Source organism: Idiomarina sp. UBA4206 (assembly GCF_002383015.1).
GTDB lineage: Bacteria > Pseudomonadota > Gammaproteobacteria > Enterobacterales > Alteromonadaceae > Idiomarina > Idiomarina abyssalis.
In genome coordinates this window covers 49,491-52,239 of record NZ_DFTS01000009.1, presented here as the reverse complement: position 1 = coordinate 52,239, position 2,749 = coordinate 49,491, and the positions used below count along the sequence as shown (strand labels likewise).

At 44.2% G+C, this 2,749-nt stretch carries 4 protein-coding genes; 2 read left to right on the top strand and 2 right to left on the bottom strand.

Annotated elements, in window-relative coordinates; translation table 11 throughout:
• Positions 1 to 787, bottom strand: a 787-nt coding sequence (locus B3180_RS01675) for a cation transporter (protein ID WP_414654008.1), incomplete at its 3' end; no start/stop codon positions are given.
• A gap of 73 nt (positions 788 to 860) precedes the next feature.
• Here B3180_RS01675 and cadR point away from each other — a divergent pair.
• Entirely contained in the window at positions 861 to 1,280 is a 420-nt protein-coding gene (gene cadR / locus B3180_RS01670) for a Cd(II)/Pb(II)-responsive transcriptional regulator (protein WP_011234874.1), read from the top strand.
• Positions 1,281 to 1,466: 186 nt separating this feature from the next.
• On the opposite strand, the gene B3180_RS01665 is transcribed toward cadR, so the two are convergent.
• Positions 1,467 to 1,652 carry a hypothetical protein gene (locus B3180_RS01665; protein ID WP_271331981.1) on the bottom strand — a complete coding sequence of 62 codons (186 nt, stop codon included), beginning with the start codon at positions 1,650 to 1,652 and terminating at the stop codon, positions 1,467 to 1,469.
• A 211-nt stretch (positions 1,653 to 1,863) separates the two neighbouring features.
• Here B3180_RS01665 and B3180_RS01660 point away from each other — a divergent pair.
• Positions 1,864 to 2,749, top strand: an 886-nt coding sequence (locus B3180_RS01660; RefSeq protein WP_286842562.1) for a TolC family protein, incomplete at its 3' end; no start/stop codon positions are given.

Sequence of the window (2,749 nt, the reverse complement as noted above, 5' to 3'; positions counted from 1 at the left end):
GAGCGATGATTACGCCAAGGTTAATCACTACATCATTAGCTGAAAAAATCCAACTTGCTTTCATATGCGCACCACCTCCTCTATGTTTGGAGATAAGTAGAAGACAGATGGTATTGCCAATCAACGCGACAAATGCAATCCCCATCATCGCAAGTGACTCAGGTTCACTCCCGAATACGAAGCGTCTCACAACTTCTGCAAGTACACCCAGAGCCAAAACCAGTTGTAGTACGCCAGCTAGGTGCGCAGCACGTATTTGCATATTAACACTACGCGCTACGGCATAAAGAGAAAGTCCGTAAACTGCCGCATCGGCAAAATTATCTAAAGATTCCCCAATCAAACCAGCAGACTGCCAAAGCAGTCCGGCAGTCATTTCCACCAAGAACAGAAGAGTATTGATGGTGAGCAACCAACACAAGGTGCGGGACTCCTGCTTATCCGAACTTGCCGAAAACTCCTCAGCTTTGATTGCCTCGGAGTCCGCAGCAGTGTCTCTTTCAAGCGAGGCACCCAAACCTAGAGTCTCTAATTTAGAAGTAATAAAGGCTGTCTCACCATCATGTAATACCTTCAGCCGACGGTTTGACAAGTCGAAGGATAATGAATGAATTTCCTCAAACCCATTCAGTGCCAAGCGAATCATTCGTTCTTCTGATGGGCAATCCATTTTTGCTACAGAGTAAACGATGAGCCGTTTACCTGACTCTTCGTAGGCATTTTTTGAGTCGCCATTTGTTCGAACCGTATCAAAGGAACTAGCCATCGTATTACTTACCTTAAATATATAGTTTCACAATTAAAAACTATAAAGTTACTATAAGGTCAAGAAATTACTTAACTAGATAGGAAATTTTCTTATGCGTATTGGTCAACTAGCAGACTTATTAGGAATTCAAACCCAGACAATAAGGTTCTATGAAAAAAAGGGTTTGTTACCTTTACCAGCTCGTAGTTATAACGGATATCGAGTATACACTGAAAAACATTACAAAAGACTTAAGTTTGTATGTAGCTGCAGAGCTATAGGCCTTTCATTATCTGAAACCCGCAGATTACAAGATTATCAAGACAATCCACATCAACCTTGCTCAGCCGTTAATACCCTGATTGATGAACACATAATGCACATACGCTCTCAAATTACTTCTTTGCAAGATCTTGAGAAGCAACTCACTTCAATTAGAACAAGTTGTACTGGCCAAAGCAAAGTTATTGCGTGTACAGTTCTTAATAAAATTGATGAAATAGAATCTGTTAGTTGTAACCGAGACGTCTAAATTTCCGGAGGTTACACAACGTACTTACACAATTTTTTAAGGTTGTCCAGCGGAGCTTCGTTAGGCTACTGAGTGTCTAGTGAACTAGTGGCGATTCAGAATGCACTAGTTGAGAACTATTTTTAATTAATGTACCGTTAAGCTGCTTATTTAGAACTGTAGGTAATGATGCTTAGACTCGGATTTTTAATACTGGTGCTTGTTGCTGTTCTGACTCAAATCAGTCAGGCGGTTGCTGATGTGCATCAATCTCACCAGTCCTCTTCTGAGCAACACCTCAATTTTGAGCATGACGAATCGCACATCGATAAGCGAAACCTCCCTAAAAGTGGCGAAGTCAGCTTTGACTGCCATCATTGCTGTCACTGCCATGGTTCATTTCATTTATATGCTATGAAGGCTGAAAAAACTCTCGCTTTACCACGAATGGGCACAATACGTCCTGAGTATACTGAGTTTTACACTAACCCTCTATCATCGCCGCTGTTCCGGCCTCCTATCTCCTCATAACTGCCTAATAAGCTGCTTTAGCAGCGCAAAAAAATCATTATTTTACGCAGTAATATGACTGAGGAGTCTATCTATGGGTCCGTTTTCGACACATAGCAAACGCTTGTTTATTGCCGTTAGTCTGGCAATAAGTTCAAGCTACGCCAATGCACAACAGTTGCCCGAGCGATGGCAACAAACTGTTCAGCAACACCCCAGTGTTGAAGCAGCTCAACAGCAGGCTGAAGCTCTCATTCAACAGGGCAAGCAATTAAATCAGCCTTTGTACAACCCTAGCTTATCGTCACGCTTAGAGCGCGAGGGTGACATCAATAATTACACTGTTGGCCTAAGCCAAACGCTGGACTGGAGCACTCGCAATGAAGCACGAGCCAGTCAGAGTGACGTGATGACGGCTATGGCAGTGAGTATTTATCGCCAGTCGGCGACATCGCATGCTAAAACTCTGTTGAATGCCTATGTGCAATGGCTGGATGCAAAACAGCGTTACGCACTGGCCAAGCAGCAAGAGAAAATCGTTAAACAGGCGATAAGCCTGGTTGCCGAACGACGTAAAGCCGGTGACTTAGGTGCCGTCGACGAACAACTGACGGTACTCGCACTAAGTCGGCAACTGCAACAAACGGCAGCGGCTTATCAACAACTGCAATCCGCTGAAGCAGAGTTAAACGCTCTGCTAACAACGTCTGATGTCGGTCAACTCTCCATTAATGAGGAGCTATTTAACGTTGAACCTGCGTTAACGACTCGTTGGCAACAACATCCAGCGTTAAAAGCCGCTTACCTGCAATGGCAATTAAAGCGCGCCGATGTCGACTGGAAACGCTCGTTAACCACCGCCAACCCAACCATAGGCGTCGAAGCGGGCGAGAGCGATAACGAAACAGTAGTTGGCTTATCATTCAGCATTCCACTACAGATTCGCAATAACTACAGCGATGCGGTACGCGCAGCCAATT